This window comes from Bacillus sp. MUM 13 (assembly GCF_001866725.1).
Lineage (GTDB): Bacteria > Bacillota > Bacilli > Bacillales > DSM-1321 > Peribacillus.
This window is the reverse complement of the sequence record NZ_MLYQ01000027.1, coordinates 78975-104982: the sequence shown is the minus strand read 5'-3', so window position 1 is coordinate 104982 and position 26008 is coordinate 78975. Positions and strand designations below refer to the sequence as shown.

Annotated in this window: 22 protein-coding genes; 2 read left to right on the top strand and 20 right to left on the bottom strand. The window is 43.8% G+C overall.

Annotation, left to right across the window (positions count from 1 at the left end; genetic code table 11):
• Positions 1–144 precede the first annotated feature (144 nt).
• From BIV59_RS08685 to BIV59_RS08675, 3 genes are all read right to left on the bottom strand, one after another.
• Positions 145–588, bottom strand: coding sequence for a low molecular weight protein arginine phosphatase (locus tag BIV59_RS08685; protein ID WP_071351078.1), 444 nt, complete (start codon positions 586–588; stop codon positions 145–147).
• A 541-nt stretch (positions 589–1129) separates the two neighbouring features.
• Positions 1130–1645, bottom strand: a complete 516-nt coding sequence (locus BIV59_RS08680; protein ID WP_481747421.1) for a manganese efflux pump MntP — start codon at positions 1643–1645, stop codon at positions 1130–1132.
• A 168-nt stretch (positions 1646–1813) separates the two neighbouring features.
• Positions 1814–2869, bottom strand: coding sequence for an L-threonylcarbamoyladenylate synthase (locus BIV59_RS08675; RefSeq protein ID WP_071351076.1), 1056 nt, complete (start codon positions 2867–2869; stop codon positions 1814–1816).
• A 179-nt stretch (positions 2870–3048) separates the two neighbouring features.
• On the opposite strand from BIV59_RS08675, the gene BIV59_RS08670 reads away from it, so the two are divergent.
• Positions 3049–3339, top strand: coding sequence for a hypothetical protein (locus BIV59_RS08670; RefSeq protein ID WP_071351075.1), 291 nt, complete (start codon positions 3049–3051; stop codon positions 3337–3339).
• Here BIV59_RS08670 and spoIIR read toward each other — a convergent pair.
• From spoIIR to BIV59_RS08615, 10 genes are all read right to left on the bottom strand, one after another.
• Positions 3304–4101: a stage II sporulation protein R gene (gene spoIIR, locus BIV59_RS08665; protein ID WP_071351074.1), complete on the bottom strand. Its 798-nt coding sequence runs from the start codon at positions 4099–4101 to the stop codon at positions 3304–3306. The two genes, BIV59_RS08670 and spoIIR, sit on opposite strands and share 36 nt — an antisense overlap.
• Positions 4102–4384: 283 nt before the next feature.
• Positions 4385–5254, bottom strand: a complete 870-nt coding sequence (gene prmC, locus BIV59_RS08660; protein ID WP_071351073.1) for a peptide chain release factor N(5)-glutamine methyltransferase — start codon at positions 5252–5254, stop codon at positions 4385–4387.
• The gene (gene prfA, locus BIV59_RS08655) at positions 5247–6317 is read right to left on the bottom strand and encodes a peptide chain release factor 1 (RefSeq protein WP_071351072.1); all 1071 of its coding nucleotides are present in this window, start codon (positions 6315–6317) and stop codon (positions 5247–5249) included. Before prfA ends, prmC begins: the two co-directional genes overlap by 8 nt.
• 431 nt (positions 6318–6748) lie before the next feature.
• Positions 6749–7369: a thymidine kinase gene (locus BIV59_RS08650; RefSeq protein WP_071351071.1), complete on the bottom strand. Its 621-nt coding sequence runs from the start codon at positions 7367–7369 to the stop codon at positions 6749–6751.
• A gap of 234 nt (positions 7370–7603) precedes the next feature.
• Positions 7604–7804, bottom strand: a complete 201-nt coding sequence (rpmE, locus tag BIV59_RS08645; RefSeq protein WP_071351070.1) for a 50S ribosomal protein L31 — start codon at positions 7802–7804, stop codon at positions 7604–7606.
• 142 nt (positions 7805–7946) lie between these two features.
• Positions 7947–9227 (bottom strand): transcription termination factor Rho, encoded by a 1281-nt coding sequence (gene rho, locus BIV59_RS08640; RefSeq protein ID WP_071351069.1) that lies wholly within the window; start codon positions 9225–9227, stop codon positions 7947–7949.
• Between the two features lie 415 nt (positions 9228–9642).
• Entirely contained in the window at positions 9643–10605 is a 963-nt protein-coding gene (glpX, locus tag BIV59_RS08635; protein WP_071351068.1) for a class II fructose-bisphosphatase, read from the bottom strand.
• Positions 10606–10721: 116 nt separating this feature from the next.
• On the bottom strand, positions 10722–12005 hold the full coding sequence (locus BIV59_RS08630) for a UDP-N-acetylglucosamine 1-carboxyvinyltransferase (protein ID WP_071351067.1): 1284 nt from the start codon (positions 12003–12005) through the stop codon (positions 10722–10724).
• Positions 12006–12600: 595 nt separating this feature from the next.
• Entirely contained in the window at positions 12601–13458 is an 858-nt protein-coding gene (locus tag BIV59_RS08620; protein WP_071351065.1) for a class II fructose-bisphosphate aldolase, read from the bottom strand.
• Between the two features lie 262 nt (positions 13459–13720).
• The gene (locus BIV59_RS08615; protein ID WP_071351064.1) at positions 13721–14092 is read right to left on the bottom strand and encodes a response regulator; all 372 of its coding nucleotides are present in this window, start codon (positions 14090–14092) and stop codon (positions 13721–13723) included.
• Positions 14093–14653: 561 nt separating this feature from the next.
• On the opposite strand from BIV59_RS08615, the gene BIV59_RS08610 reads away from it, so the two are divergent.
• On the top strand, positions 14654–15184 hold the full coding sequence (locus BIV59_RS08610; protein WP_071351063.1) for a DUF2529 domain-containing protein: 531 nt from the start codon (positions 14654–14656) through the stop codon (positions 15182–15184).
• Between the two features lie 500 nt (positions 15185–15684).
• Here BIV59_RS08610 and BIV59_RS08600 read toward each other — a convergent pair whose 3' ends face one another.
• The 7 genes from BIV59_RS08600 to BIV59_RS08565 all read right to left on the bottom strand — a co-directional run bounded on the left by BIV59_RS08600 (position 15685) and on the right by BIV59_RS08565 (position 25945).
• Positions 15685–17289: a CTP synthase gene (locus BIV59_RS08600; protein WP_071351061.1), complete on the bottom strand. Its 1605-nt coding sequence runs from the start codon at positions 17287–17289 to the stop codon at positions 15685–15687.
• A 316-nt stretch (positions 17290–17605) separates the two neighbouring features.
• Complete coding sequence (gene rpoE / locus BIV59_RS08595; RefSeq protein WP_346417320.1) at positions 17606–18193, bottom strand: DNA-directed RNA polymerase subunit delta; 588 nt, start codon at positions 18191–18193, stop codon at positions 17606–17608.
• A gap of 495 nt (positions 18194–18688) precedes the next feature.
• Positions 18689–21955 carry a fused isobutyryl-CoA mutase/GTPase IcmF gene (gene icmF, locus BIV59_RS08585; RefSeq protein WP_071351059.1) on the bottom strand — a complete coding sequence of 1089 codons (3267 nt, stop codon included), beginning with the start codon at positions 21953–21955 and terminating at the stop codon, positions 18689–18691.
• On the bottom strand, positions 21933–22613 hold the full coding sequence (locus BIV59_RS08580; RefSeq protein WP_071351058.1) for a TetR/AcrR family transcriptional regulator: 681 nt from the start codon (positions 22611–22613) through the stop codon (positions 21933–21935). The genes icmF and BIV59_RS08580 overlap by 23 nt, the downstream gene beginning before the upstream one ends.
• A 134-nt stretch (positions 22614–22747) precedes the next feature.
• Positions 22748–23887 (bottom strand): acyl-CoA dehydrogenase, encoded by a 1140-nt coding sequence (locus BIV59_RS08575; RefSeq protein WP_071351057.1) that lies wholly within the window; start codon positions 23885–23887, stop codon positions 22748–22750.
• 42 nt (positions 23888–23929) lie between these two features.
• A complete protein-coding gene (locus tag BIV59_RS08570) occupies positions 23930–25060 on the bottom strand; it encodes an acyl-CoA dehydrogenase (protein ID WP_071351056.1) in 1131 nt (376 codons plus the stop codon).
• Between the two features lie 24 nt (positions 25061–25084).
• Complete coding sequence (locus BIV59_RS08565; protein ID WP_071351055.1) at positions 25085–25945, bottom strand: 3-hydroxybutyryl-CoA dehydrogenase; 861 nt, start codon at positions 25943–25945, stop codon at positions 25085–25087.
• Positions 25946–26008 lie beyond the last annotated feature (63 nt).

The following is a 26008-nucleotide window of genomic DNA, read 5'->3' as shown; positions in this document are numbered from 1 at the left end:
ACATCGGATGTACATAATAAATGAATAATTCGCTCGTCGCATACGTAATTAACGCAAGTGAAGTAATAAACAATACTAACTGTTTTCTCAAACCAAACTTATAATGCTTTTTTTCCGGCACTGAAAGCTCCCCCTGCGGACATTCTACTCTTCAAGCTTATTAATCAGCCTGCTGATCGCTTCCTGAAGTTCTTCGAATGTTTCCCGATAAATTTTTTGCGATCCCCCATAAGGATCTGATATGTCTCTATCATATTTATCGTCATAAACAAATTCTTTTAAAGTAAAAGTTTTGTCCATCGCAGCCGGAAATGAATTTACAAGGATGGATTTATGTCCTTCAGTCATGGTAAAGATATGGGTTGCCCAGCTTATTGCATCTGCGGTAAGAGGCGAAGAGGAATGTCCCTGCCCCATTTCATTGTCTTCAAGCACCTGTTTTGCATGCATCGAGGCTTCCATTCCTTCAGTTGCATATACTCCTGCAGACTTCACTTCAATGCCAGGAATTCCTTTATTTTTCAAAATGGCTTCAGCCATCGGGCTTCTGCAGGTATTTCCTGTACAAACAAATAAAACACGGATCATGCCGGCATTCCTCCTTTTGGATTTATTATAATCCATAATGCTTCATCTTCAAAAGCTCGCGGTTTTATTCTAATTATCCTTTTGGTACTCCTGTCTGCGCGCCTCTTTTCATAATTATCAATGAACATTTTTGCACAATGATACCGTTTGGGCCAAAATTTGTGCACACTGACGTTGTAAACTTCCAGTTAATTGGATAAACACCCGAATTCACCTGTCATTCGAGCCAATTCAAAAATAGCTCTTAAAAAGGCTGTTTTCGTATACTTTGTTGCGTGAAACAAGGGGTTGATTTCCGCTCCAGGATGCTTCGCTTTCCGCGGGGCATGCGCTGAGCCTCCTCGACTTGCGTCTGCGGGGTCTCACCTGTCACGCTGATCCCGCAGGAGTCTCCGCACCTTCTGCTCCAATCAACCTGCTATAACAACGGAATTGCCTCGAGAACTATTTAAGTAACAACAATCTTTAAGAAAAGAGCCAAAATAAAAAAGCCCGGAGACTAAGCATTGCTTTGTCCCCAAGCTTTATACGTTTATAAATTTTAAATGGAAAATAGCAGTTTTAATCCAAATGCGCAAAGAATGCTGCCCCCAAGAATCTCGCTGTACACTCCCAAAAGGCCCTGAACCTTTCTGCCAACAAGCAGGCCGGCCCAGGTAAGAATGGTTGCGGCTGCACCAAAGCAGATAATGGTCAAAATTGTCCTTGCCCCGTAAATCCCAAGGGTCAGACCCACCGAAAAACTGTCCAGGCTCACACTCAGCGAGAATATAAATAAACCCACTCCTACAGGAGCAAGCAGACTGCCCTCACCCCCTCTTAATCCTGAAAAAAACATCTGGATTCCAAGGATTACAAGCAAAAGTCCGCCTGCATATGCAGCAATCGTGCCGAAATGACCGGAAATATACCGGCCTGCAACCATGCCGAGCATAGGCATCCATATATGAAAAAAGCCGACTGTCAAACCGATGAATAAGATTTGCTTCAGCCTAAGCTTAAACATTCCCATTCCTAAACCAACTGAAAAAGCGTCCATTCCCAGCGCAAATGCCATGATCAGCAATGTCAGTAATTCCCCTGATATTCCATTCAATCTTCCTACCCCCTTGGACGTGCCTATTTCATATTATGCATGTCCGGGAATAAAAAGAATTAAAAAAACAAGCCGCACTGGACAGCTTTGCTGGTCCAGGAGGCTTGCACGCAAGAGATAAAAAATCGATCAATATTTATCATTTTGTGAAATTACATGATGTCCCGCTGCCTTATAAAGCCTGTTCATGACTGCTTCGCCAATTCCCTGTTCAGGAAAAACCTCGCTTAAAATGATATCAGCATCCAGTTCATCGAATTTCCTTAAAGTATCATACAATCCTTGAGCTACCGTTCTTAAATCAGCAAGCTTTCCCGGAGAAAGAATATAGTCTGCATGATAGTATCCGATATGTTCAGCAGCAGCTATAATCCCAACCTTCAATCCCTCTGACTGTTTACGATCTGCGATGTTCTGCAGAAATTCCATATCCCCTTTTACCAGTTCAAGCGGTGCTTTTGGGGCATAGTGGGTATATTTCATTCCAGGTGCCTTCGGAGCGGCCGCTGCATCCTTCAGCGAAGAATCCAGAATCACAGTACCGATTGTTTCTTCAATCTCTTTCTTTGTAATGCCCCCTGGCCTTAAAATAACCGGAGTAGCTGACGTACAGTCAATCACGGTAGACTCGACCCCTACACCTGTAGGGCCGCCATCCACAATGCCGGCAATCTTTCCTATTAAATCAGATTCCACATGTCCCGCAGAGGTAGGACTTGGCTTTCCAGAGGTATTTGCACTAGGGGCAGCGATCGGCAGCCCGCTTTTTGCAATCAGGCTTAGTGCAACAGGATGGTCCGGCATTCTTACACCTACAGTATTCAATCCAGCTGTCACAATTTCCGAAAGGACACCTTGACGTTTTTCTAGAATAATAGTCAATGGTCCTGGCCAAAACTTATTCATTAACGTTTTAGCTGCCTCTGGTACGCTCGCTACGATTTCATTGAGCTGTTCTTTAGAAGCGATATGAACAATTAGCGGATTATCGCTTGGACGGCCTTTTGCCAGGAAAACTTTTTTCACAGCTTCATCGCTTTTTGCATTGGCTCCTAATCCGTAAACTGTTTCAGTAGGAAAGGCAACTACCTCATTTTTCTGCAGCAAAACAGCGGCATTTTTTAATTGTGGATAACTATCTGACTTGTCCACATTATTATCCACCGTCCAAATATTTGTTTTCATTGTTAACACCTTCACTTTATTTGTGCATTTCATCGGCAAAAATACTTACTAAAGTTAATTTCCCCTTTGAAATTCCGTATTTTTATCTTTTTGGTACTTTGAAAGTATAAAAGAAGAAAAAAAGGAATACAAGCGTTATCCACAAATTGTGCATAACTATGAGGATAATGTGGACAACTATGTGGATATTTGACAATTTTAAATCATTTGACACATATCCACAGCTTTTTCCTGTAGATAACTTTTTCCCGGCAAATATACATAGCATTTTAAAGGAAAATACACATACTGCCTTCTTACTCAAAAAATCAGCTGCAGATTTTGTTAGCTTGCCGCTTATTTTGTCACAAACGAAAGATTCAGGGAGCATTAGCCAAGCGTCCTTTGTTTCCCGCCTGCAACACTGCTCCCCAGCACAGAAATCAATAAATGTTTTAGAAAATGTCAGAGAATATTTCGGCAAAAAATGATTTGACTACAACAGGCTGTTCTTCACTGCTTGCAAAGACATCGTCATGCTTTTCATTTTCTTCCTGGTAATTGGCATTCAGCGGCGTGACTGACGATGATTCAGATTCTGCCTTGTCATCGGAAGCAGCTGTCTGTGAAGAATGCTTATCCGATTCCTTTAAATCCGGTACCCCGGCAGAATTACTTTTTTCTTCTGCTACAGGCGTCTTTACATCAGGCTCATTTTGATCTTCCTTCATCGGACTCTGGCTGACTGCTGTGCCGTTTGAAAAATCAAGGAAGCATAAAGGCGGGAACAGTACACACCACCAATTAGCTCCTTCACCGTCACCCAGCGTGATAACCACTGCCTCATAATCTCCAGCAGGATATAGATATTGGCCGTATAGTTTGGTCGGGAAATCCGCCTTGCCAAACCGTACCTTCACAGCTTGGTCCAAACCCTGTTTTTTCATCATTTCTTCTGCCCTTTTTTGAATATCGGGCAGATGTGAAACAATCACTTTCCTTGCCTCTTTAATGGAGGTTAACTGGCCCACCCAGCCTGTAATATCCTGGTTGACCTTGTCTCTGATAGACCTTTTGATCTCCTGGTCTTCTTCTTTATCACTGTTGGCTAAAATCCGGAGCCTGATTGCCTGATCTGGAATTACAACCGAATTCTTTGCCGATGCTGTTTCTGTTTTAGGCATATATAAACTTGAGATTGTTCCTAAAGTTAAGATTAATAGATAGATAATGGCTAAATGTTTTCTTTTCATGTTCTCTCCCCCTCAACAGCCAGTCTGTCCAGAAGAGGGATATCTTAAACTACTAAATTGATTCATTTAAGAATGTTTTCGTAAACGCAGCTGCTACCTGAACAAGGGGTCCATTTCCGCTTCAGGATGCTCGCTTTCCGCGGGGCGGGCGGTGAGCCTCCGCTGCGCCCGTTCCGCTCATCCCGCAGGAGTCTCACACCTCAATCAACCTAAGAGATCGCCTCTCTTAAAAAAATGAGCCTTTTTAAAAAAGAAAAAGGGGTCTGGCCCCTTTTCTTTCATCTTACTTTATTTCGGCGAAAACCATCCGGTCCTTGCCGTTAATATCATTGATGACTGAAACATCGGCAGCGGGGAAAGTTCCCTGCAAAAGTGCAGCTACAGCCTTTCCCTGGCCCGCTCCAATTTCAAAGCCAATGAGTCCCGGCTTTTTAATAGCTTTGGGAAGCTGCTCCATAAATCGCCGGTAAAAATCCAGACCATCCGCTCCTGCAAATAACGCACGGTGCGGCTCATGGCCCGTAACAACAATAGACATATCTTTCTTGTCTTCTATCGGAATATACGGCGGGTTTGACAGGATGATGTCAAACCTTCTCCCATCTGCAATCAGGGGCAATAGCATATCTCCTGAAACAAAGCTTACATCTGCCTTCAGCTCTTCGCTGTTCTTTCTTGCTGCCTCAAGGGAGGGCACTGCAATATCCGTTGCAGTAACATTCAATTCAGGAACTTCAAGCTTCATGGTGATGGCAATAGCACCGCTTCCAGTCCCGATATCTGCGAGCTCCAAATCGTTCCTGCCCGGAAAGATTCCAGGAATTTTCCCGATGGTATGATAAATCAGCTCTTCCGTTTCAGGTCTTGGGATAAGGACCTCTTCATTCACCATAAATGTCCTGCCGTAAAACTCCTCTGATCCTATTATATATTGAACAGGCTTGCCATCAGCATGTCGCTTTACAGCCTTTTCGAAGGATAAGCCAGCTTCTTTCGGCAGCAAGTCCTGCAGGCTGGCGAGCAATTGGGACCTGCTCATGCCCAGGATATGCTTCAGCAGGATTTCACCGGCATTTTCATCGCGTCCATTTTCTTTTAAAAAAGAAGAAGCCCAATTCAGGGCTTCATATACTTTCGTAAATGAATTAGTCATCCGAATTTTCCAGTCTTGAAGATTGATCTTCAAGGATCAGAGCATCAATCACTTCATCAAGCTTTCCTTCAATGATTTGATCAAGCTTCTGAATGGTTAATCCAATCCGGTGGTCCGTAACCCGGTTTTGAGGGAAATTATATGTTCTGATCCGTTCAGAACGGTCTCCTGTTCCAACCGCAAGCTTTCTGTTTTGATCATATTCTGCCTGTGCTTCACGCTGAAATTTGTCATACACGCGGGCACGAAGAACCTTCATCGCTTTTTCCTTATTTTTTATTTGAGATTTTTCATCCTGGATGGAAACGACAGTATTCGTCGGAAGATGGGTAAGGCGGACAGCCGACATGGTGGTATTAACGCTCTGCCCTCCAGGACCGCTTGATGCAAAGGTATCCACACGGATATCTTTATCATGTATCTCAATTTCAACCTCTTCAGCCTCAGGCAAAACCGCTACCGTTGCCGTTGAAGTATGGATACGGCCTCCTGACTCGGTTTCCGGAACACGCTGAACACGGTGGGCGCCATTTTCAAACTTCAGCTTGGAATATGCTCCTTTTCCGTTGATCATGAAGATAATTTCTTTAAAGCCGCCAAGTCCTGTGGGGCTCGATTCCATGACTTCCGTCTTCCAGCCCTGTACCTCCGCAAAACGGCTGTACATTCTGTAAAGGCTTCCTGCAAATAATGCAGCTTCATCCCCTCCTGCAGCTCCCCTTATTTCCATGATTACGTTTTTATCATCATTCGGGTCTTTTGGAATCAAGAGGATTTTCAGCTTTTCTTCCCAATCTGTCAATGAATCTTCAAGCTCACTGAGTTCTTCTTTTACCATTTCGCGCATTTCCGGATCAAGCTTTTCCTCAAGCATGGCCTTAGCGTCCCCATGCTGCTCTTTCACCTGCTTATATTCCTTGTATGCCATCACGGTGTCCTGAATGTCCGATTGCTCTTTTGAGTACTCTCTCAGCTTCTTCGAGTCATTAATGATTTCCGGATCGCTTAGCAATTCATTTAATCTTTCATATCTATCTTCAACAGCCTGTAATCGATCAAACACAATATTCACCTCATAATATTTCCGGCTTTTCTTCTGGCCGCTCACGATGAGTTAGGCCAAAAAAGGTGCCTGATTGGTCAATGGGCGTTCAAGGCATATGTTTTCCTATGCCATTTCAGTTTCTCCATATAGTGTCATTATAGTATAGGTGAAGAATACACGTCAAAGACAATCAAACACATCAATGGAGCAGAAAAGCCTGTTTCTGCCTAATTATGCGCTATTTGCTATATCGCTGTATGTTCTTTTTAGCTTTCCCATAAAAGAAATGAAAATTACCTGCTGCCTCATACGTCCTGTTCAGCCTTCAAACAGTCTCTATCAGAAAAAATGAAGCCAAAATGTTCTGCAGACTGCTTGTCATTGCAGGCATGGTCCTTAAAATAAAATAAAAAAAAACTGCACAAAGACATTCGTCTTCACGCAGTAATCTATAATTTTGTGCTTTTCCATTCTTTTTCCTTTAGCCTATCTGAACTTCCCGGCACTTCGTGATGATGTCTGCATCTCGGTTCATAGCTTTCCGATGCGCCAACAAGAATGACAGGATCATCATGGGAAGCAGGGGAACCATTAATAAGCCGCTGTGTTCTGCTTGCAGGGGATCCGCATACTGCACACACTGCCTGCAGCTTGGTAACTGATTCAGCCAAAGCCATTAAGTCCGGCACAGGGCCAAATGGTTCGCCGCGGAAATCCTGGTCAAGGCCTGCCAGAATGACGTGATAGCCGCTATCAGCAAGATGCTGCGCTACGTCCACAATTTCATCGTCAAAAAACTGCACTTCATCTATGGCCACAACATCCAGGTCTTCATGGATATATTGAAAAATTTCTGTAGAATGTGAAATTGGTTTTGCTATTACCGATGTACCGCTATGTGACACAACAGCTTCTTTTGCATAGCGATTATCCAAAACCGGCTTAAAGACAGCAATCTGCTGTTTAGCAAATTGAGCGCGGCTGACTCTTTTTATTAATTCCTCGGATTTTCCGGAAAACATGCTTCCGCAAATGAGCTCCATCCAGCCAGATTGTTTCATTACGTACATTGAAACAGCCTCTCCCTTCACACAGTAATAAACTTTCTGAAAAACCACGACCGGGCAGGCCGGAATAAGGCGGGAAAATCATGAGGACTGCCGTTTCTTCAAAAAGGGGGGTATAGGTCTTAAACTCCCCATTTTCGCCTCTTTTACCCGTGGTTTATGTAGCATATGTCTTCTATCTTGCATGAAAAAAACAGGCAAGAAATTGCACTTGCCTGTTTCTGAAGTTTCTTCTTATTACTTAAGGCCGTATTTTTTGTTGAAACGGTCAACACGTCCGCCAGCTTCAGCGAATTTTTGACGTCCAGTGTAGAATGGATGACATTCAGCGCAAGTTTCAACGCGGATATCTTCTTTTACTGAACCAGTTTCAAACTTGTTTCCGCAAGAGCATGTTACTGTTGCAGTTTTATAATTTGGATGAATTCCAGCTTTCATCTTTTTCAGCTCCTTCTGCCCTGAATCATTCGAAACAGAGTTATATAAGGCGAGGATTTATAACTCCTCACAGATATTGTAAAAACACATGAACTCATTATATCAACTATAAACTAGCTTTGCAACTGTTTAATAGAGAATACTAAGAACGTTTTGTTCCTTGAGGGCTCTTTTTCATTTCTTCCTCAAGCTTGGCAAAAAATTCTTCATTGCCCTTCGTTTGTCTCAAGCGGCGCAGAAACTTCTCAGCAAAGTCGGGTGTATCAGACATCGTTTTGCGGATGGCCCATAGTTTATCAAGACGATCCTTGGGAATGAGAAGCTCTTCCTTTCGGGTACCGGAACGGCGGATGTCAATGGCTGGGAAGATGCGTTTCTCTGCAAGAGAGCGATCCAGGTGAAGCTCCATATTTCCTGTTCCTTTAAACTCCTCATAAATCACATCGTCCATCCGTGAACCTGTGTCCACAAGGGCTGTAGCGAGAATGGTCAAGCTGCCGCCTTCTTCAATATTCCTCGCTGCCCCAAAGAAGCGTTTAGGACGATGGAAGGCTGCAGGGTCAATACCGCCTGACAGTGTACGTCCGCTCGGCGGAATGACAAGGTTATAAGCGCGCGCAAGACGAGTTATGCTATCCATTAAAATGATGACATCCCGCTTATGCTCAACAAGGCGCATGGCTCTTTCCAAAACAAGTTCCGCCACTTTAATGTGGTTTTCAGGAACTTCATCGAAAGTGGAACTGACCACATCCCCAGCAACAGAACGCTCAATATCCGTCACTTCCTCAGGGCGTTCATCAATCAGCAGAACGATCAATTCAGCTTCAGGGTGATTGGTTGTGATTGAGTTTGCAATTTCCTTGATCAGCATCGTTTTACCGGCTTTAGGAGGCGCAACGATTAATCCCCTCTGCCCGAATCCAACTGGTGCAAGAACATCCATAATCCTCGTCGATATATGTTTCGGCTCGGTTTCAAGCTTGATTTGGCGATCAGGGTAAAGAGGAGTCAATCCCGGAAAATGGACACGTTCTTTAGCCGATTCCGGGTTGTCCCCGTTCACAGCCTCTACATGCAGAAGCCCATAATACCGTTCATTCTCCTTAGGAGGCCTTACTTTCCCTGACACCTTATCTCCATTGCGAAGATCAAATCTTCGGATTTGCGATGCGGAAATGTAAATGTCCTCCGAGCTCGGAGAATAGTTGATTGGGCGCAGAAAACCAAAACCCTCAGAAGGGATGATTTCAAGAACGCCTTCCATGAAAAGCAGCCCGTCTTGTTCAGCCTGGGCTTTAAGTATTGCAAAGATAAGCTCTTTTTTTGATAGTTTACTGTAATAGGAAACTTTATACTGGCGGGCATGCTCGTATAAGTCCTTTAGCTTCATCGTCTCTAAATTAGAAATTGTTAAATTCATTATGACACCACACTTTATTTAATTAAAACGTTTACACCCGCTTCGCGAAAGAAGAATTTGGATAGTAAAAATTTATTTTTTATTTTGCCGGCAAGGCTTTTTTCTTTTGTAGAAGAGATATTTACTTTCTTACAAGTTAATGAAGAAGTTAATTGAAGGCTTCTTGAAGTTAGGAGTAGTAAGCAGAATTTCTTTTTAAGAAAACTTTTGAAAACAAAACCTATTTTACTTTTTTTGCTTTAATTATTCAACTTTTATTTTTTTACAGCGAAAGCGAGCGATAAAATCCGCCCGCTTTTTTTTGACAGGAGGCACAGCGCCCTTAATCGGCAGGAGCGCTTCCCGTCTTGATATATAAAGGATTCGCTGCAGGAACAAGTGACATCCCGCAGCAGCCAGGTGTATATTCAGGAAATCAGTAGTTGGAAAGATTTGGCTTTCTTTTAAGGCTATGCCTTCCATCAATGAAGCGAACCGTCCCGGATTTGGCACGCATGACAAGGGAATGTGTGATGCCGTGCTGGCCTTTAAACTGAACGCCTTTCAGAAGCTCACCGTCTGTTACACCTGTTGCAGCAAATATAGCATCATCACCGCGCACAAGGTCTTCCATCCTCAAGGTGCTGTTTACATCCAGTCCCATTTTGATGCATCGCTCTAACTCTGCATCGCTCTGCGGCAGCAGTTTCCCCTGTATTTCTCCGCCCAGGCACTTTAGGGCTACTGCAGCGATAACTCCCTCAGGAGCTCCGCCAGAGCCAAACAGAATATCTACGCCTGTCATGTCAAAGGCCGTATTGATGGCACCGGCAATATCACCTTCGTTAATGAGCTTGATGCGCGCTCCGGCCTCTCTTAACTCATGGACAATATCTGCATGGCGGTCCCTGTTCAATACAGTGGCCACTACATCTTCAATATCTTTATTTTTGGCCTTTGCCACTGCTTTAAGGTTGTCCAGAACCGAGGCATTAATATCGATTTGGCCAACTGCTTCAGGTCCGACTGCAATTTTATCCATATACATATCAGGGGCATGCAAAAGGTTTCCGTGATCTGCAATGGCAAGCACAGCCAGCGCATTCCACCCTCCTGCAGCTACGATGTTTGTACCTTCGAGCGGATCTACCGCAACATCAACAAGCGGCCCGGTGCCTAAGCCAAGCTTTTCTCCTATATACAGCATCGGCGCTTCGTCCATTTCCCCTTCGCCGATTACCACTGTGCCCTGCATTGGAATCGTGTTGAATACATCCCTCATGGCAGTAGTAGCTGCATCATCCGCTTCGTCTTTTTTGCCTCTTCCCATCCAGCGTGCTGAAGCCAATGCTGCCAGCTCAGTCACCCGGACAAGCTCCATTGATAGACTTCTTTCCATGTGAGAATCCCCCTAAGTATGTCTAATCTGATTTTTCACGTAAATTAGTATAACACAATAAAGCGAGTACTTTAACACAAATAGGTTTAGAGAAGTTAGGAGATAACGTGTACGCTTTAATGCTTGAGCTGCTCTACTTCCAGAGCAGTCATCTTCTCGCGCCAAATCGTGGCACCAAGTCCTGACAGCTTTTCTACGAGGTGGCTGTATCCGCGGTCAATATGTTCCACCCCTGTTACCTCGGTGATTCCTTCTGCCATAAGGCCGGCAATGACAAGAGCCGCACCTGCCCGCAAATCACTTGCTTTTACCTTTGCACCCTGCAGCTGTACGGGTCCATTTATAATGGCAGCCCTTCCTTCCACCTTAATGGAAGCGTTCATTCTTCTCAGCTCGTCAATATGTTTAAAGCGCGCTCCATATATTGTATCCGTTACGACACTTGAGCCTTCCGCCTTTGTCAGCAATGACGTGAACGGCTGCTGCAGATCAGTTGGAAATCCAGGGTATACAAGGGTCTTTATATCGACTGACTTGAATTTTTGCCCTGGTGAAACAAAAATCTGGTCATCCCCCGCTTCTATATTGACGCCCATTTCCCTAAGCTTTGCTGTCAATGATTCAAGATGCTGCGGAATGACATTATCAATCAGGATTCCATCTCCCGCTGCTGCTGCCAGGATCATGAAGGTTCCAGCTTCAATCCGGTCCGGAATGATTGTATGCTTGCACCCGCTTAGTGATTCGACACCATCAATTCTGATAATATCCGTGCCCGCTCCTTTGATTTTCGCTCCCATATTTGTCAGAAGGGTCGCTACATCAATGATTTCAGGTTCCTTCGCAGCATTCTCAATAACAGTGCGGCCTTTAGCCAGCACAGCAGCAAGCATGATATTGATGGTTGCGCCGACACTTACAACATCAAGATAAATCCTTGCCCCTCTTAACTCGTCCGCTCTCAGGTAAATCGCTCCCTGCTCATTGGTCACCTGTGCCCCAAGCGCTTCAAAGCCTTTGATATGCTGATCGATCGGGCGCGGTCCCAAGTGACAGCCTCCAGGCAGCCCAATCACTGCCTTTTTGAACTTGCCAAGCATGGCGCCCATAAGGTAGTAAGAAGCACGAAGCATCTTCACACGCCCATTTGGGAGCGGCATGGAAATCATTTTGCCCGGGTCGACTGTCATTTCTCCATCCTTAAATTCAACCTCTCCTCCTATTTCTTCAAGAAGAGACTTTAATGTCTGCACATCCGATATATCAGGAAGGCCCTCAATCGTAACTGGGGAATCTCCCAGGATTGTAGCTGGAATAAGAGCAACTGCACTGTTTTTAGCACCGCTGACGCGAATATTTCCTTTTAGAGGATATCCTCCGGCAATTTTAATTTTTTCCATGTTAATACTCCCTTCTACGCTATGCACTGAAGAAGATAGGCTAATGAAAGGCCTGAAACATCAGGCGTATTTTCCCAAAAACCTTTTTTCCAAAAACCGACATCATTCATGTTCTATTGTAATAGTTTACACAAAAATAGAAAAGTCATGTAAAAAAATGAAAAAATTTTACATTTTGCAGAATTTAAGGAAGAATATACAGAAGGGTTTAGGGAGAGTGCTAATCTCCTGAAAAGAAGTTGCCTTTTCACTCAAGGATTCATTAATAGTATCATTCGGCACACTAATGAAATTTCCTTTGCACCCTTTTGCATTCAGCAGAATACTTTTGCGGCAGCAGGAATCGCTGCAGTTGCTGCTCCAAAATCCATCTTAATCTTCTGATTCAGGCATTGATAAAAAATTCCTCTTCGTTTTCAAAAGCATTTTCAATTAAGTGTACAGGATGAGAAGCCGGATTTCCATTTTTCGGGATTGCATAAAATAAAAAAAGCCCTTCCCTTCCTGCCAGATGCGGAGCAATTGTGCAGAGGCTGCCAATAATTCCTAGGCTTGAAGGGAGAGGCTCTATATACGAGAATTGTAATAAAATGATTTACGCCTTGCCGTCAGAACCGAAGTCACGGATTTTCGCGATAACAGTTTCCTTGATCGCTTCACGGCCCGGCCCCATATACTTGCGGGGATCGTAAACCTTCACATCTTTGGTTAATATTTCTCTTACAGCATGTGTAAACACGAGCTGATTTTCCGTATTCACATTAATTTTTGAGGTGCCCAGGGAAATCGCCCTCTGGATGTCTTTAAGCGGGATGCCTGTTCCTCCATGAAGGACAAGCGGGGTATTAGTCAAGTCCCGCACTTCTTCCATTTCTTTAAAGCCCAGATTAGGATCACCCTTATATGGGCCATGAACAGATCCCAGGGCAGGAGCGAAACAGTCAACTCCGGTTTGTTTAACGAGCTCCTCACATTCTTTCGGATCCGCGTAAATGACTCCATCTGCAACAATGTCGTCTTCCTGTCCGCCAACCGTTCCTACCTCTGCTTCTACTGAAACATTCTTGGAATGTGCATATTCTACAACTTTTTTAGTCTCTTCGATATTCTCTTCAATTGGATGGTGGGAAGCATCTATCATTACTGAAGTAAAGCCTGCATCAATGGCCTTTTTGCAGTTTTCGAAGCTTGAACCATGATCTAGATGAATGGCAACAGGAACTGTGATTTCCATATCTTCAAGTAAGCCTTGAACCATCATGACCGTTGTTTTGAATCCGCCCATATGACGGGCAGCGCCTTCTGATACACCAAGGATTACAGGAGATTTTTCTTGTTGGGCAGCAGCTAATATTGCTTGTGTCCATTCAAGGTTATTAATATTGAATTGGCCTACAGCATATTTTTCTTCAAGAGCTTTGTTGAGCATTTCTTTCATGGATACTAAAGGCATGTAATTTCCTCCTACCAGTCATTAATCCTGCAAGTTAGCATTCTATCTAGATATTACATCCGGCTTTCTATCGGCACCGCCAATCGGCCGAGTAATACCGTTCCATATTAAGCATATCAAGATGATCCCAAAACAGCAACAAATTATCTGAACTGTTATATTAGAGGATAAATTCAGAAAAAAACCTTAAAAAACGGCAATCTTATAAAAAGAGAGCCGCGGGGTTTGAGCATACTTTCTATTTCCCGATGAATGGCAAAGATTAATTAGATTTGACAGGCAGATATTCCCTTACCGCTGCCCGGATATCATCAATGTCAAAAGGCTTGGCAAAGTGTGTCATTGCACCTAGATCCTTCGCTTCCTGTATCATATCCAGTTCACCATAAGCAGTCATGATGATTACCCGGATATCAGGATCGACTTGTTTCATACGCTTCAGAATTTCAATTCCATCCATCCCCGGTATTTTCATATCTAATAGCACCAAATCCGGAGAATGGGTATTCACAACATCCAGGGCCTGAATTCCATTTGCAGCCTGAAAGGTTTCGTAGCCCTCTTTATGAAGCACTTCATTGAGCAAAATTCTAATCCCGAATTGGTCGTCAACAATTAATATTTTTCCTTTCATTCTCTCACCTCTTTCTTATTTGAAGGCTCTGCTAAATTTTCCTGCTGATTCTTCGGCTCAAGACTTCAGGGGCTGCGCAAGCCAACTCACAGCCTGAGTCCTGCAGGGTCTCTCCTCCCGCGCTATTTTCACAGGAGTCAAACGAACCCACTTAATCAACAAATGTAACTTAACAAAGCCTATTTGAAAGAATTACGACCTCATTTGCAGCCTTAGCTTCAATTATTTACTTTTATGCATCAAATCCCGCTGCCGCAACGTGAAGCTAATTCCAGCTATTTACTTTTAATGTATTATTCCTTTATCAATAATTCGCCAATTGTCAGCAAATTCCTTCTTTCTCCTATTTCAAAGTGAAAAATTTAGCTATTTTTCACTTTCCATATTAATAGAGGCAGTAAACTCTCATTTTACATACATCAGAAAGGGGAAATCATGCAGATTTGTACTGCCGGCTGTTCTCCAGCCTCACTTTTTAGGCATCATAAAAACTGCTTTGCTTCCGTAAAGATTGCCTTTGTTCTATAATAATATCATCATTGAGATTAAAGGAGATTTTCTATGCTTAAAATGTTCTCCACCCAGCTTACAGGGGTATTTAAGAAATTAATGGATGAAGAAAGCTTTAGCTTTGAAGACAGTGCCCGTTTGCTCGCTCAAGCAGCCATCGGGGACGGTACCATTTATATACACGGAACGGGCGAAATGAAAGGAATCCTTGCAGAAGCCTTCGATGGACCTGAAATTTTCCCTCATGCCAAACCTTACGATACGGCATCCGGCAGCCCTGCCCTGACTATTGAAGACAGAGTACTCATCTTCACAAGATATGCCAATGATCCCGAAGCACTTTCACTGGCAGAAACCCTCAGGGAACAGCACATCCCAACTGCAGCCGTTTCTTCGATCATGGCTGATGAAGAGCGATCATTAGAAAAAATTACAGATGTTCATGTTGATCTAAGACTAAAAAAAGGGCTCCTCCCTGATGAAACAGGCGGCAGGTACGGCTACCCTTCACTAATGGCTGCCCTATTCGCCTATTACGGAATTAAATTCACGTTGGAAGAAATATTGCAAGAGTACGAATAAAAAAGCGCAAGCGCCTGTTCAGCCCGTGAAGCAAATAGGGTTTTGTCCTTAGAAGGCGCTCTTTGCCTTCAATTCTGATGTGGCTTATGACCTCGAGAGGCTAGGCGCTGGAGCTGGATTAATAAAAAAGCGAAAGCGCCTGTTCAGCCCGTGAAGCAAATAGGGTTTTGTTCTTAGAAGGCGCTCTTTGCCTTCTGAGGACAAAACATCTTTTGCACAGCGGGCTAGGCGCTGAAGCTGGATTAAAAAAGCGCAAGCGCCTGTTCAGCCTTGACCAGCATAAGACGCATCAGACTAGAAGGAGCTCTTTGCCTTCAATTCTGATGGGGCTTATGACCTCGAGAGGCCAGGTGCTGGATTACATAATAAGCGCAAGCGCCTTGCATAGCGGAACAAAAAAAATTACGCCATTTCCCGCGATCTGGAGCTTTTAACGCAAAAAACACCCCGCATCCAATGCCTGGATGCGGGGTGTTTTTAAACTGCTCAATCAGTTAGAATTATTTTTCACTGAATTGCAGGGATGCGTCAACAAAGTCGCGGAATAACGGCTGCGGGCGGGTTGGGCGTGAGATAAATTCCGGGTGGAATTGTGATGCCACAAACCATGGGTGATCCTTCAATTCGATAATTTCCACTAGTCTGCCGTCAGGGCTAGTTCCAGAGAAAATGAATCCAGCTGTTTCCATGGCCTGGCGATAGTGATTATTGAATTCAAAACGGTGGCGGTGGCGCTCATAAACCACTTCGTCCTGATAAGCAGCATGGGCTTTAGTGCCTTCTGTCAACTTACATGGATATAATCCAAGACGAAGGGTGCCTCCCAAGTCTTCAACATCCTTTTGTTCAGGAAGAAGATCGATGATCGGATCCGGTGTTTCCAGATTAATTTCCGCTGAATGGGCACCTTCAAGTCCGAGCACATGGCGGGCATATTCCACTGATGCCAGCTGCATGCCAAGGCAAATGCCAAGGAATGGAACCTGATTGATCCTAGCATACTCGATAGCTGAAATCTTCCCTTCAATTCCACGGTCGCCGAAGCCTCCAGGAACAAGGATGCCGTCAGCATCTCCAAGCAGTTCATTCACATTTTCTCTTGTCACTTCTTCTGCATTCACCCATTTGATGTCAATATCTGAATCAAACGTGTAACCAGCGTGTTTCAACGCTTCTACTACAGAAATGTATGCATCCTGCAGCTCAACGTATTTACCTACAAGAGCAATTTTAGTTGTCTTGGATAGGGAAGTCACTTTTTCAACTAGCGCCTTCCACTCTGTCATTTCAGCTTCCTGGCAATCCAGCTTCAAGTGGTCGCACACAATCTGGTCCATTTTCTGCTGCTGAAGCGCAAGCGGGATGGAATAAAGAGTATCAGCATCTTCACATTCAATAACTGAATTTGTGTCTATATCACAGAATAGGGCAATTTTATCCTTCATGTCCTGTGAAATCGGCATTTCTGTACGAACTACAATGATATTTGGCTGAATGCCAAGGCTGCGAAGCTCTTTAACACTATGCTGGGTCGGCTTTGTTTTCAGCTCTCCTGCAGCTTTAATATAAGGAACAAGCGTACAATGGATGTACATAACATTATCGCGGCCAATATCACTCTTGATCTGGCGGATAGCTTCAAGGAATGGCAGTGATTCGATATCTCCGACTGTTCCGCCGATTTCTGTGATTACAACGTCTGCATTTGTTTCATGTCCAGCACGGAAAACCCGGTCTTTGATTTCATTTGTAATGTGGGGGATAACCTGGACCGTTCCTCCCAGATAATCTCCTCTGCGCTCTTTTCTAAGAACTGTAGAGTAGATTTTACCTGTCGTTACATTGCTGTGCTTACCAAGGTTGATATCGATAAACCTTTCATAATGGCCAAGATCCAAATCTGTTTCAGCGCCATCATCGGTTACGAATACCTCTCCATGCTGATAAGGGCTCATTGTCCCAGGGTCTACGTTAATGTATGGATCGAATTTCTGAATTGTAACATTCAGCCCTCTATTTTTTAATAATCTTCCTAATGAAGCTGCTGTAATTCCTTTTCCCAGGGAAGAAACTACTCCGCCTGTAACAAAAATATATTTTGTCATCATATATCCCCCTTCAAGTTTTTCCATGATTGCCTGTCCCAAAAAAAGACTGTCCTAAAGAACCAATTATGAATTCTCAAATAGTTTTTCCATAAAAAGAGAATTCATTTCTAAAAAACAAAAAAATGATGTTTTTTGAATGTATCAGTCATTCATCCATCATTTGATTAGCCCTGCTATTTCTGCTTATCTTATTTTGAAAAACAAAAACGCTCCGCTTACAAAAGTAAGGGAGCGGTATAATTTATCAACGTGTCCTTTTTTAAGGAGCCCAAAAATGATTCTACAAATTTCGATGATAAAAGTCAAGCACTTCTTATTTTTCTTTTTCCTCATCATCATCCAAATCTTCTTCATCTTCATCTTCTTCATCATCTTCGTCGATATCAAACTCTTCATCTTCAATAATGTCTTCGTCAAGATCTTCTTCATCTTCATCATCTTCTAAAAGATCGTCATCTTCATCCTCATCGAGACCATCATCCAGAAGATCATCTTCATCTTCGTCTAAATCATCAATATCTTCTTCAAAGTCCAGATCTTCATCCTCAAGCTCATCGAAGTCATCATCTGCAACAGCAGCTTTTTTGCCTTTTTTCTTCTTAGGCTTAGCTGTATGAACTACTTCCTCTTCAATCTGGTCGAATGGATACCAGGTTTTCAATCCCCAGCGGTAGTCTCCAAGTGATGTAAAGCGGCCATCCACATTCAAATCTGTATAAAACTGTGAAATTTTGCGTTCTTTCTCCGCTTTGCTCATTCCTTGAAGAGCAGTCAGCTCTGCCATAATATCTGAAAAAGATAATGGTTCATTTCTTTCAACAAGCAATTCATAGGTCATTTCTATTAAAGACATTTCTTTTATTTGCTCTTTTGTGAAATTTTTCAAACTCAAAACCAGCACGTCCTTTCTCTATTCCAACAGCCTATATGTTTTCTGCATAAAAAATAATATACAAGATATAATTTCTGCCATTCTTCGCCCATTTTCAAGGCATATTTATCATTATAAACAATATAATCGTGTTTATGCTAGTTCTATCTTAATCTTTCAGTGATTTTCCGCACCTTTAAACGGGGACAATACCCTTCATTCCATCCAAATTGTTTATGCCGAATCTTCATTCTTGCCTCATCGCCCGGTTTTTATAAGTGAGGCTCCGCACCTCTTGAAATTATTTCGGCTTCAGGCGCCTGCAAACAATGCAGGCAGATCAGCAATGGGCAAACAAACACATAGAACATTAATAGAGTCTAAAAAAAGCAATGGAAGTCAATTTCCACTGCTTTTTCTATCGATATCGTTTACTTGGAATTACCTGCTGATTTTAGCTGCAGGTGTCCGTTTTCTGCTTCAAGCCGGACTCCGCACTTTTTTAGCCGGCACTTACATGGCTTTTTACATATTCCTTCTGTACTGGCCGCCAACCTCATAGAGTGCATGCGTGATTTGGCCAAGGCTTGCTGTTTTTACGCAATCCATCAATTCGGCAAAGATATTTTCACCCTGTACGGCAGCTGCTTTCAATCTTTTTATCGACTCTTCATACTGGCTGCTGTTTGCATTTTGGAAATTACGCAAATTGGTGATTTGCATTTCCTTTTCCTCCCTAGTCGCACGGGCAATTTCCATTGAGTTCATCGCTTCTTCAGAAGGAGGGTTTGGATTAAGATAGGTGTTCACTCCGATGATCGGAAGTTCTCCGGAATGCTTTTTCATTTCATAATGCATGGATTCATCCTGAATTTTTCCGCGCTGATATTGGGTTTCCATTGCCCCAAGAACTCCGCCTCTGTCATTGATCCGGTCAAACTCCTGAAGCACGGCCTCCTCCACCAGATCTGTCAGTTCTTCCACGATAAATGCTCCCTGAAGCGGGTTTTCGTTCTTGGACAGGCCATGCTCTTTTGTAATAATCATCTGGATGGCCATCGCCCGCCGCACTGATTCCTCTGTAGGAGTTGTTATGGCTTCATCATAAGCATTTGTATGAAGTGAATTACAATTGTCCTGCAGGGCCATCAGAGCCTGCAGAGTGGTTCTGATATCGTTGAAATCAATCTCCTGGGCATGCAGAGAACGCCCAGAGGTCTGGATATGATATTTCAGCTTCTGGCTCCGCTCATTGGCTCCGTATTTATTCTTCATCACTGTAGCCCAGATTCGGCGCGCCACACGGCCGATTACACTGTATTCCGGGTCAAGGCCATTTGAAAAGAAGAATGATAGATTTGGAGCAAAGTCATCAATATTCATGCCTCTGCTTAAGTAATATTCCACATACGTAAATCCATTTGCCAGGGTAAAGGCCAATTGGGATATCGGGTTTGCACCTGCTTCCGCAATATGATAGCCGGAAATAGAGACAGAATAATAATTCCGCACTTTATGATTGATAAAGTATTCCTGGATATCTCCCATCATCCTCAGCGCAAATTCAGTAGAGAAGATACACGTGTTCTGCCCTTGATCCTCCTTCAGGATATCTGCCTGGACTGTCCCTCTGACTGTTTGAAGCGTGAAGGCCTTCACCTCTGCAAATTCCGTTTCCGTCAGCTTCCGTCCAAGCTCGGCCTCTTTCTTCTCCGCCTGCTGCTCAATAGCTGTGTTCATATACATGGCCAGAATGATTGGCGCCGGGCCATTGATGGTCATGGATACCGAAGTTGAAGGATGGCAGAGGTCAAATCCTGCATAGAGCTTTTTCATATCATCCAGTGTACAAATGCTGACGCCGCTTTCTCCAACCTTTCCGTAAATATCCGGCCTGTAATCCGGGTCCTCTCCGTAAAGCGTTACAGAATCAAATGCTGTGCTCAGCCTTTTTGCATTGTCATCCTTTGAAAGATAGTGGAACCGTTTGTTGGTCCGGTCCGGAGAGCCTTCGCCGGCAAACTGCCTCTTCGGATCCTCTCCCTCTCGTTTAAACGGAAATACACCCGCTGTATAAGGGAAATAGCCCGGCACATTTTCACGGTACACCCAGCTCAGAATTTCGCCATAATCTGCATAGCGCGGAAGAGAAACCTTTGGAATAAGGAGGCCTGAAAGGCTTTTTGTTTTTAGCTCTGTGACAATCTCCTTGTCACGAACCTTTGTAACCAGACGGTCACCGGAATACTTTTCTTTAAACGCTGTCCACTCCTCCAGGATTCTCCTTGATTCTGCACTCAGTCCGGAAGCCGTCTCTTCTTTTAGTGATTCCAGAGATTGAATGATACTTTCACTGTTTCCCTGCTCTCTAACCGCAGCAATGGCACCCTCCAGCTGAAAGATCCGTCTCGCCACTTGTGACTGCTGCTGTGACTGCTTATGATAGTTCCTTACCGCTTCAGCAATTTCACGCAGATAATATCTTCGGTCATTCGGAATAATCATGTTCTGCTTTTGAACATCAGCATCCTTGGAGAAAGATGTGCCCCAATTTGTTCCCGTTTTTTCATTTACCTTTTCCACCAATGCAGCAAATAGTGCGTTGGTGCCTGCATCATTAAACTGTGAAGCAATGGTCCCATAAACAGGCATCCGGCCAGGATCTTCATCAAAAAGTACATGGCTTCTCTGGTATTGCTTTTGCACCTGGCTTTTCGCATCTTCAGATCCTTTGCGCTCGTACTTATTAATGACAATCAAATCGGCATAATCAATCATGTCGATTTTTTCAAGCTGAGAAGGAGCCCCAAACTCACTTGTCATCACATACAATGAAACATCGCAGATATCTGCTATTTCCGCGTCACCCTGGCCAATACCGCTCGTCTCTACGATAACCAGATCATAGCCTGCAGCTTTTACTACTGAAATGGCATCCCTGATGGCAAGGGAAAGCTCGCTTTTGGAATGGCGTGTTGCAAGACTTCTCATATAAACCCGGTTTGAGAAAATAGCATTCATTCGAATGCGGTCGCCAAGGAGTGCTCCGCCGGTTTTTTGCTTGGTTGGATCAATGGAGAGGATGGCTACGGTTTTCTCGGGAATCTCATTAATGAACCTGCGGATCAGTTCATCCGTTAATGAACTTTTTCCGGCACCGCCTGTTCCTGTAATACCGATAACGGGCACTTGATTAGCTGCATTCTTAATTTGCTCAAGAAGACCTTCAGCAGCAGCTGCTGTTTCATCAGCGGCATCCAGCCGGTTTTCAGCTAGTGTTATAAATCTGGCTACAGCACCTGTATTGCCTGATTTAAGTTCATCGAGCTGTCCAGAAATAGAAGGATTGACTGTCGGGAAGTCGCATTCCTCAAGCATTTTATTAATCATGCCCTGAAGCCCGTTTGTCCTTCCATCCTCCGGCGAAAAAATACGGGCAATCCCATATTCATGAAGTTCCTGGATTTCACGCGGAATGATAACGCCTCCGCCTCCTCCATAGATGCGGATATGCGAGGCGCCCCGCTCTTTTAGAAGGTCATACATATATTTAAAATACTCAACATGCCCGCCTTGATAGGAAGACATGGCAATGCCCTGCACATCTTCCTGGATGGCGGCGCTGACCACCTCTTCAACAGAACGGTTATGTCCAAGATGGATGACCTCCGCCCCGCTTGATTGAAGGATTCTTCTCATAATGTTAATTGAAGCATCATGACCATCAAATAAACTCGAGGCCGTGACAAAACGAATATGATTTTTTGGTTTATAAGCTTCCACTGTGCTCATTTTGCCCCTCCTTAGGGTAAAAGTCAGAATCTGCATTTTTTAAAAATAAACCCCTGATCAGCATTTCAGTCTGAAGTTCAATGTACTCCTCTAACGAAAACAGTTTATGGAGAGCCCATCTCCGGAAACTCCACATTTGGCCCTGCACAAATATGTTGTGGGAAACGATTTTTATTTGCTGGTCTGATAATTGAAGCTCGCCATTTTCCACACATCGGGTAATGACCTTCTCAAACATCCCCACCATCTCAAGCTCCTTATTCAGAACATATGGCAGCGCATCCCTTGTTAAGGATTTAACCTCCTGATACATCACAAGCACTTCATCCTGCATATCATCCATCACTTGAAAAAAATAAGAAATTGTCCGCTTCAGGCTTTCAATGGTGCCGCTATTATATTCCAATTCCTTCTGCAGCCTTTCTTTGACCTCATCGTAGATGAAATCGCATACAAGATACAGCACATCTTCCTTTGTACGTATGTACTCGTAAAGAGTGCCGATGCTAAAACCGGATGCTTTTGCAATTTCGCGCGTTGTGGTCCTGTGAAATCCTTTTTCCTTAAACAGAGTTACGGCGCCCTTGATCATTTGATTTCGTCTCATACTGACGAGGCGCTCATCTTTGACAGAGGCATGAACTTCTCTCTTTTTCATACAGCACCACCTTCAGCCTTGATAGATGCCTCTTTCTCTAAAAACGGCCTTTAATGAATCTCCAAGGCGTTAAACATGCAACATTAGCTAAACAGTGAAACTTCCGCTTGCAGAAGTTTCACTTAAAATGGATGTTATTTTGTGATCATTCTTGAGATAACAAGCTTTTGGATTTCTTGAGTGCCTTCATAGATTTGTGTGATTTTTGCATCTCTCATATAGCGTTCTACCGGATAGTCTTTCGTATAGCCATAGCCACCGAACACCTGAACCGCTTCCGTGGTCACTTTCATGGCCGCATCACCGGCGAATAATTTAGACATAGCCGATTCCTTTCCGTAAGGAAGCCCTTCGGATTCAAGCCATGCTGCCTGATACGTCAATAGCCTTGACGCTTCAACGCTCGTGGCCATTTCTGCAAGCTTAAAGCCAATCCCCTGCTGTGCTGCAATCGGCTTGCCGAATTGCTCGCGTTCCTTTGCATAATCTATGGCTGCATCTAATGCACCTTGAGCAATTCCTACCGCTTGGGCCGCAATTCCGTTTCTTCCGCCGTCAAGAGTCATCATTGCAATTTTAAAGCCTTCACCTTCTTTTCCAAGAAGGTTTTCTTTCGGCACTCTGCAATCTTCAAAAATAATCTCAGTTGTCGGTGATGAACGGATGCCGAGTTTCTTTTCTTTTTTGCCGACACTGAATCCTGCAAAATCTTTTTCCACGATAAAAGCACTCGTGCCTTTTTGTTTGGATTCCGGATCAGTAAGGGCAAACACCACATAGGTATCGGCAATGCCGCCATTTGTGATAAAAATTTTCGATCCATTTAGGATATAATGATCTCCATCCAGTCTGGCAGTCGTTCTCATGCCGCCTGCATCCGAGCCTGAGCCCGGTTCTGTCAGTCCGTAAGCACCGATTTTTTCTCCCTGTGCCATAGGACGGAGATATTTTTGTTTTTGTTCTTCAGAACCAAATTTAAAGATTGGCCATCCAGCAAGCGACGTGTGTGCTGATAGAGTCACCCCTGTAGAGGCACATACGCGTGAAAGTTCTTCAACTGCAATGCAATAGGCAAGAAAGTCACTGCCTATGCCGCCGTATTCCTCCGGCCATGGAATGCCTGTCAATCCCAGTTCGGCCATTTTATCGAAAATTTCACGATCGAATCTTTCTTCTTCATCACGTTCCGCCGCTGTCGGGGCCACTTCATTCCTTGCAAAATCGCGTACCATTTTACGAATCATTTCATGTTCTTCTGTTAGTTTGAATTGCATCTATAAGTCCCCCATTATCATATTTTAGCTTTAGTCACCGTTCTACAGATGCTTGCTGATCACAATCCGCTGTATTTCACTGGTGCCTTCATAGATTTCTGTGATTTTAGCGTCCCGGAAGTACCTTTCAACCGGATAATCCTTTGTATATCCGTAACCTCCATATACCTGAACAGCTTCGCTTGTAACCTCCACTGCTGTTCTTGAGGCAAAAAGCTTGGCCATGGAGGCCTCTTTTCCGCACGGCAAACCTTGGGATCTTAAATATGCCGCATGATATACAAGCAGCCTTGCAGCTTCAACACTTGTGGCCATTTCTGCAAGCTTAAAGCCCACTCCCTGAAGATAGGAAATTGGTTTTCCGAACTGCACACGCTCTTTCGCATACTGAACTGCATATTCGTATGCCCCCTCGGCAATGCCGAGTGCCTGGGTGGCAATGCCTATTCTCCCTGCATTCAGATTGGCCATGGCAATCTTATAGCCGTCGCCTTCATCTCCAAGCATATTCCCAGCAGGCACTCTCATATCTTCAAATGTAAGCTGGACAGTCCTTGAGCCAAGCAATCCCATTTTATGTTCATCTTTTCCGATGATTAGCCCTGGTGTGTCTTTTTCTACAATGAACGCTGAAATTCCCCTGCTTTTATCTGAAGGGCTTGTTGAGGCAAAAACAATGTAAATGTCAGCTTCCCCGCCATTTGTAATAAATACCTTGGAGCCGTTAAGCCTGTAATGGCCGTCTTCTTTTATTGCCCTCGTCTTCAGGTTGGCTGCATCTGATCCGGCACTTGGCTCAGTCAAAGCAAACGCGCCTAGATATTTCCCTGAAGCAAGCTTTGGAACAAACCTTTTCTTTTGTTCGTCTGTGCCAAAGTAAAGAATCGGGTTCGTTCCTACAGAGGTATGGACGGAAAGAATAACACCGACTGTAGGGCTTACCTTCGAGATTTCATGAATCGCAATGATGTACGACATATAATCCATTCCTGCTCCGCCATACTCTTCTGGAACTGGAATCCCCATCAGGCCTAACTCACCCATTCTTTTAACGATTGATCTTGGAAACACACCCGCTTCCATTTCCCCTATAAACGGCTCGATTTCCTTCTTAGCAAAATCCCGCACCATTTTCCGCATCATGTTTTGTTCTTCATTTAATTGAAAGTTCATACGTGCCTCCCTCAGATGCAAACTCTATGCCTGTTCGTCATAGTTATAAAAACCGCGGCCAGTTTTTTTGCCAAGCCATCCTGCTTTTACATATTTCCTCAGCAGCGGGCAAGGACGGTATTTGTCATCCCCAAACCCCTCATGTAAAGTCTCCATGATATATAAACAGGTATCCAATCCGATAAAGTCAGCTAGTGTAAGCGGTCCCATCGGGTGGTTCATTCCAAGCTTCATCACATCATCGATCGCCTCTTTTGATGCGACGCCTTCATATAGGGTGTAAACCGCTTCATTGATCATCGGCATTAAGATCCTGTTGGAAACAAATCCCGGAAAGTCATTTACTTCAACAGGAACCTTTTTTAGCGATAGAGCTGTTTCATGAATAAGCGTGTAGACATCATCCGCAGTAGCCAGGCCGCGGATGATTTCCACGAGCTTCATAACAGGAACAGGATTCATGAAATGCATGCCGATTACCTTCTCCGGCCTTGTTGTGGCAGCAGCAATTTCAGTAATTGGAAGGGATGATGTATTAGTAGCTAAAATCGCATGCTCTGGAGCAATTTTGTCCAGTTCTGAGAAAAGCTTTGACTTGATGTCCATATTCTCAATGGCTGCCTCTATGACCAGATCAGCATGCTGCGCATTTTGCAGATCTGAGGACAGTTCAAGACGGGATAGCGCCTTATCTCGGTCTTCCTCTGTCATTTTTCCTTTTGAGGTTTGGCGAATCAGGTTTTTTTCTATAACTGATAAGCCTTTTTCTGCAAACTCAGGCTTCAGGTCATGCAGAATCACTTGATAGCCGCTCATGGCAAAGACCTGGGCAATTCCCGATCCCATTTGCCCTGCCCCTATCACCATAACTTTATTAATATTCATGGATATGCCTCCTTAAAGACGAGTGGATTTACATCATGCAGCTTTATAGTCGTTCAATTATGC